The organism is Pseudonocardia sp. McavD-2-B (assembly GCF_024124365.1).
GTDB classification, from domain to species: domain Bacteria; phylum Actinomycetota; class Actinomycetes; order Mycobacteriales; family Pseudonocardiaceae; genus Pseudonocardia; species Pseudonocardia alni.
Genome location: NZ_JAMXSG010000322.1, coordinates 1 through 5,955, shown reverse-complemented (window position 1 = coordinate 5,955; position 5,955 = coordinate 1). Strand labels below are relative to the sequence as shown.

Sequence of the window (5,955 nt, the reverse complement as noted above, 5' to 3'; positions counted from 1 at the left end):
GCCGTCGACGGGACCGCGGACGCCGGGGCTGCCCGCGACGTGCACGACGGCACCGGCCTCGGTCGCGATCAGCGCACCGGCCGCCCAGTCCCACCAGTTGCAGCCGTGCTCGAGATAGCCGTCGAGCCAACCCGCCGCGACCGCGCACAGGTCCAGCGACGCCGCGCCGGCCCGGCGCACGTCGCGGACCTCGGGGAGCATCGCGGCGACCATCCGGGCCTGGCGGGCGCGCCGCTCGGCGCGGTAGGCGAACCCGGTACCGACCAGGGACTGGCCCAGCTCGGTCGTCGCCGCGGCGCGCAGTGGGCGCCCGTCGAGGGTCGCGCCGAGACCGCGTCCGGCCGACCAGAGCCGCCCGGAGGCGGGCTCGGACACGGCACCGGCGACGCCCTCCCCGTCGACGACGGCGGCGACCGAGATCCCGTACCAGGGCAACCCGTAGAGGTAGTTCACGGTGCCGTCGATCGGGTCGACCACCCAGCGCGCGGCGGCGGCGTCGCCCGCGCCCTCCTCCCCGTACACCGGCTCGCCGGGGCGCAACTGCGCGAGCCGGTCACGGACGAAGCGCTCCACCGACGCGTCGGAGGCGGTGACGACGTCGGTCGGCGAGGACTTCGTCGTGACTCCGTCGTCGTGCGGTGCGGGCAGGCCGCGCAGGTGCTCCGCGGCCTCGGCCGCGACCTGCTCGGCGACGGCGCGCAGGGTGGCGGGATCGCTGCTCTCGTGCGGGCTCACCACCCCATCCGACCACGTGCGGAGCCACCCGGACGCGCGGGGCGGCGTGAGGTGCGTCCCCCCGGCCGGTACGCAGTTACAATGGAACGCGTACCCCGTCTCCGGGACGCGCGGCGACCACCATCGACGCCGGCGACCGAGGCGGTGGCAGGACAGGACATCCCGGCCGTCGTGGCCTCGTCTCCCCCGACGAGCGCGCCGCGACCGGGCCGCGTAACGACTCCAGCGCACGTAGCGAGAGGGCCCAGGTGGCAGCCGCAGACTCCGCAGCACGCAGCGACTCGACCGTCGAACCGACGTCGGGTACCGCATCCCGCAGCCGCCGTACTTCCGGCACCACGAGCACCGCGTCGGCGACGACCGGCACCGCCAAGAAGCCGGCCGCACGCACCCGCAAGCCCGCCGCGGCGGGTGGCACGGCGACCAAGGCCGCGCCGAAGACCGGCCCGCGCAAGGCCGCCCCGAAGAAGGCCTCCACCAAGAAGGCCGACGGCGACGAGCCGGACGCCGACGGCGACGAGGTCGTCCTCGAGGACTCCGAGATCGACGCCTCGGACATCGAGGCCGACCTCGCCGAGGCCGCGAAGGAGGAGACCGCCGACGAGTCGTCCGACGACGATGACGACGACTCCGACGACGAGACCAACACTGGCAAGAACCGGGTGGCACCGACCACCCGGGCGTCGCAGCAGAAGTCGGCGGACTTCGTCTGGGACGAGGAGGAGTCCGAGGCCCTGCGCCAGGCGCGCAAGGACGCCGAGCTCACCGCCTCGGCCGACTCGGTCCGCGCGTACCTGAAGCAGATCGGCAAGGTCGCGCTCCTCAACGCCGAGGAGGAGGTCGAGCTCGCGAAGCGCATCGAGGCCGGCCTCTACGGCGCCGAGCGCATCCGCAAGGTGTTCGAGTCCAACGAGAAGCTGTCCCCGCAGCTGCGGCGCGACCTGCGCTGGATCGTGCGGGACGGCGAGCGCGCCAAGAACCACCTGCTCGAGGCGAACCTCCGGCTCGTGGTCTCGCTGGCCAAGCGCTACACCGGCCGCGGCATGGCGTTCCTGGACCTGATCCAGGAGGGCAACCTCGGCCTCATCCGTGCGGTCGAGAAGTTCGACTACACCAAGGGCTACAAGTTCTCGACCTACGCCACGTGGTGGATCCGGCAGGCCATCACCCGCGCGATGGCCGACCAGGCCCGCACCATCCGCATCCCGGTGCACATGGTGGAGGTCATCAACAAGCTCGGCCGCATACAGCGTGAGCTGCTCCAGGATCTCGGGCGTGAGCCCACTCCCGAGGAGCTCGCCAAGGAAATGGACATCACCCCGGAGAAGGTGCTGGAGATCCAGCAGTACGCCCGGGAACCCATCTCCCTGGACCAGACCATCGGCGACGAGGGCGACTCGCAGCTCGGTGACTTCATCGAGGACTCCGAGGCCGTCGTCGCGGTCGACGCGGTGAGCTTCACCCTGCTGCAGGACCAGCTGCAGTCGGTGCTGGCGACGCTGTCCGAGCGCGAGGCGGGCGTCGTCCGGCTGCGCTTCGGTCTCACCGACGGCCAGCCGCGCACCCTCGACGAGATCGGCCAGGTCTACGGCGTGACCCGCGAGCGGATCCGCCAGATCGAGTCGAAGACGATGTCGAAGCTACGGCACCCGTCGCGGTCCCAGGTGCTGCGCGACTACCTGGACTGAGCACCACCCGTTCCACGACGAGGGCCCCGCCGGACGATCCGGCGGGGCCCTCGTCGTCCGCGGTCAGAACAGGTCCGGCGTCGCGGGTGCGACGTCGTCGAGGAACGCGGTGATCGCCGGGACGAGGGTCGCCGTCTCCCCCACCAGGCCGATGTGCGAGGTCGCGGGCAGCACCACCAGGCGCGCACGGGGGACCTCCTGCAGCATCCCGGTCGCCGCGGCCCGTTCGTCACCGCCGCCGAGCAGGCGGAACATCTCCACCGCGTGCTCGGGCCGCACGCCGTCGGCGTCGCCGACGATCACCATGGACCGGGCCGTGATCGCACGCATCCGGTCGTCGGGGATCTCCTGGTCCTCAGCGTTGAGGACCTTCACCTTCTGCACCCAGGCCGCGAACGCGACGGGGTCCGGCGTGTGCTCCAGGAACGCGGACTCGACGGGCGAGCCGGCCAGTGTCGTCGCGTCCATCCCGGTGATCGCGGCGTGCACGGCGGGGTACCAGCCGTCGCGGCGGAACGTCGCGGCCATCACGACCAGCCTGCCGACGAGGTCCGGGTGCCGGAGCGCGAGCTGCAGCGCCACGCCGCCGCCCTGCGAGTAGCCCATCACGTCCGCCCGGTCGACGCCCAGGCCGCGGAGCAGCGCCGCGGCGTCGTCGGCGAACTGCTCGTAGGACAGCGCACGGGGCGCGTCCGGTGTCCGGCCCTGGCCCTGCATGTCGGCGACGACCACGGTGCGGTCGTCGGCGAGCCCGGCCGCCCAGGCCGCCATCGAGCCGGCGGCCATGAACGCGCCCGGGAGCAGGAGCAGCGGTGGCGACGTCCCGAGCTCGCCGTACATCTCGTGGTACAGGTCCAGACCGTTGACCGGCAGGTGCCCGCTCGAGGTCGGCGACGGGGTGGTGGTGGCCGCTCCGGTCATGGTGTCTCCCGCGGTGGGTCGAGGGTCCGGCCCTCTACCGACCGTGCCGGGGCCGCGGACTCATCGGCCCCGGCAGCGCCGTCAGCCCGTCTTGGACAGCTGCCCGCGCACCGCGCCGGTCCGGTACTGCTCGGTGTGGGTGTCGACGAACCAGGCGGCCGGGTTGGCCTCCAGGTCCTTGACCGTGAACCCGGTGCCGGTGTCGACGCCGCCGACGACCACGCCGGTGGTGAACGGCCCCTGCAGGCAGCCCGTGCTGGTCATCGGGCCACCGGGCGGGCCCTGCGGGTCCGGGAAGACCATCCGCGGGTTGCCGGACTCGTTCGGCTGCCCCTCCTGCAGGTGCGTGGCGGTCCGCGCGGGGCTGCTGAACGGCGGGGTGACCCCGGTCATCCGGATGTCGTAGCAGACGATGTCCTGCCGGCTGTTCAGGCGCAGGGTGAACTGTCCGCTCGCGCCCTGCTGGCCGGGCACCGGTGCGCCGTCGTCGGCACGGACCGCGTCCGGGGTCAGGGTCGCGGTGAGCGTGCTGGTGAACGTGGGGGGCTCCGGTACGGGTGCGTCCTCGGCCAGCGCCGGTGACGCGGTGAATGCCAGTGCCGCCACCGCGCAGAGCGCGCCCCCGGCCCACCTGGTCGACCACGGTCCCATCGGTTCCCCCTCGTGTTCCACGCGTCGCTGCGGGGCAAGCATGCGGACACCGGGGGCCCGGCCGCGCCCCCTCGGGGCGTTGTCGACCGCTTCGTGTGGGGCACCGCCCGATCCGGTTTCGACCGGCCGATCGGGGGCAGGGCCGCCGAAAACCGGGCGATTCTGTCGGGGGTCGCGGTTAACGTCGATCATCGACGGCGCCGGAGATCCCGTAGCGCGGTCTCGTCGGGGGGTCGGGGGTGCGAGCGCTGTCCTGGCGTCGGCTGGGTGGACCGGTGTCGGTCGTGGCGGTGGGCGCCGCGGTGGTGGCCGCAGTGGCGGAGGCGACGGCGGCGACCGTGGTGGGGGCGGTGGTGAGCGGGCCGACGGCCACCCTGGTCGCTGTGCTGGCCGCGCTGCTGCTGGGCGCCGCCCTGCTGGACACCCTGGGCCGGGTCCTGTTCTCCGGGGTGGTCGGGCGCGCGGAGGGGAGGCTCCGGTCGGACCTCGTGGGGTCCGCGCTGGCGCAGCCGCTGCCCGCGCTGGAGGACCAGGCGGTCGGTGAGCTCCTCGACCGGGTCGACGACGACTGCCGCCAGCTCGCCCAGCTCATCCGGCGGATCGGCTGGGAGACCGGCCGCTCGCTGCTGCGCTCGGTCGTCGCGTGGATCGTCGCCGGGCTGGTGTTCTGGCCGGCGTTCGTCGTGTTCCCGCTGGTCGCCGCCGTGATCGTGCTGGTGGCGCGGCCGTTGACGCCGCAGATCGCGCAGGCCAAGGTCGCCGAGGAGACGGCCTGGTCGGACCACGCGGCGCAGCTGGAGGAGGCGGTCGCCGGGCAGGACGACGTGCGCACCTCGCTGGGCCAGCCGCACGTGGTGGCCGGGTTCGCCCGCCGGGCGGCGACGGTCGTCGCGCGCACCCACGAGGTGTGCCGGATCGCGACCCGGCTCGGGCTGCGGACGGGCACCGTCGCGCACGCGCTGCTCGGGGCGCTCGCGCTCGGCGGGGTGTGGCTGGTCGCCGGCGACCCGGGCGGGATCGCCGCGCTGGTCACGCTGTGGCTGCTGGTCACCGCGTTCGTCGGGCAGATCGACGCGGTCGTCGACCGGATGCCCGACATCCAGGCCGGTCTGGGTGCGCTCACCCGGGTGTCGTCGCTGCTGGAGACCGAGCGGGAGCCCGAGGGCGGCCGTCCGCTGCCGCCGGGGTCCGCGTCGGTGGAGCTGCGCGGACTGACCGCCGGATACGACGACGGGTTCCGCCTGGGCGGGATCGACCTGACCGTGCCGGCCGGGACGACGTGCGCGCTGCTCGGCCGCACCGGCTCGGGGAAGTCGACGGTCACCAAGGTGCTCTCGCGCGCCGTGGAGCCGCCGCGCGGGCAGGTGTTCCTGGCCGGGGTCGACGTGCGCGACCTGGACCTGGACGGGCTGCGTCGCGCGGTCGGCGTGGTCACCCAGCGCACCGAGATCCTGGCGGCGACGCTCGCGGAGAACGTCACACTGTTCGACCCCGCCGTCCCGCGCGGCGCGGTCGAGGCCGCGACGGCCGCGCTGGGGCTCGACGAGTGGGTCGAGGCCCTGCCCGACGGCCTGGACACCCGCCTCGGCACCGGCGGGATCGCACTGTCCTCCGGCGAGGAGCAGCTGGTGGCCTTCGCCCGGCTGCTGGTGCGCGACGTCGCCGTCGTCGTGCTGGACGAGGCCACCGCGCGGATGGACCCGCGCACCGAGGAGCGGGTGACCCGCGCGTCGCGGGCGCTGCTCGCGGGCCGCACCGGGATCGTCGTGGCGCACCGGCTGTCGACGATCCGCCGCGCCGACGCCGTCGCGGTGCTGTCCGACGGCCGCCTCGTCCAGCACGGTGCGCGGGAGCAGCTGGCCGCCGAGCCGGGCCGCTACGCCGACCTGCTCGCCGCGGACCGGTCCCTGCCCGGGTCCACGGGCGCCACCGGGGCCGTACTGACCGGGCCCGCGGGGGC

General features: G+C 74.3%; 4 protein-coding genes and 1 pseudogene. 2 read left to right on the top strand and 3 right to left on the bottom strand.

From position 1 onward, the window contains the following. The coding region (locus NH602_RS27225; RefSeq protein WP_253069277.1) for an inositol monophosphatase family protein at positions 1 to 735 on the bottom strand (735 nt) is incomplete at its 3' end. Positions 736 to 965: 230 nt separating this feature from the next. Between NH602_RS27225 and NH602_RS27220 the strand changes: the two are divergent. Next, a pseudogene (locus tag NH602_RS27220) lies at positions 966 to 2,423 on the top strand (RNA polymerase sigma factor); the annotation flags it as partial. Between the two features lie 63 nt (positions 2,424 to 2,486). Here NH602_RS27220 and NH602_RS27215 read toward each other — a convergent pair. Continuing rightward, positions 2,487 to 3,344, bottom strand: coding sequence for an alpha/beta fold hydrolase (locus NH602_RS27215; protein WP_253069276.1), 858 nt, complete (start codon positions 3,342 to 3,344; stop codon positions 2,487 to 2,489). Between the two features lie 81 nt (positions 3,345 to 3,425). After that, positions 3,426 to 3,950 carry a CHRD domain-containing protein gene (locus NH602_RS27210; RefSeq protein WP_253069275.1) on the bottom strand — a complete coding sequence of 175 codons (525 nt, stop codon included), beginning with the start codon at positions 3,948 to 3,950 and terminating at the stop codon, positions 3,426 to 3,428. 320 nt (positions 3,951 to 4,270) lie between these two features. Between NH602_RS27210 and NH602_RS27205 the strand changes: the two genes are divergently transcribed. Next, positions 4,271 to 5,955: ABC transporter ATP-binding protein (locus tag NH602_RS27205; protein ID WP_253069274.1), on the top strand; the 1,685-nt coding region annotated here is incomplete at its 3' end.

Bases quoted from the DNA above. Each gene is read 5' to 3' on its own strand.
- NH602_RS27215 (WP_253069276.1), bottom strand. From the start codon at position 3,344: ATGACCGGAGCGGCCACCACCACCCCGTCGCCGACCTCGAGCGGGCAC.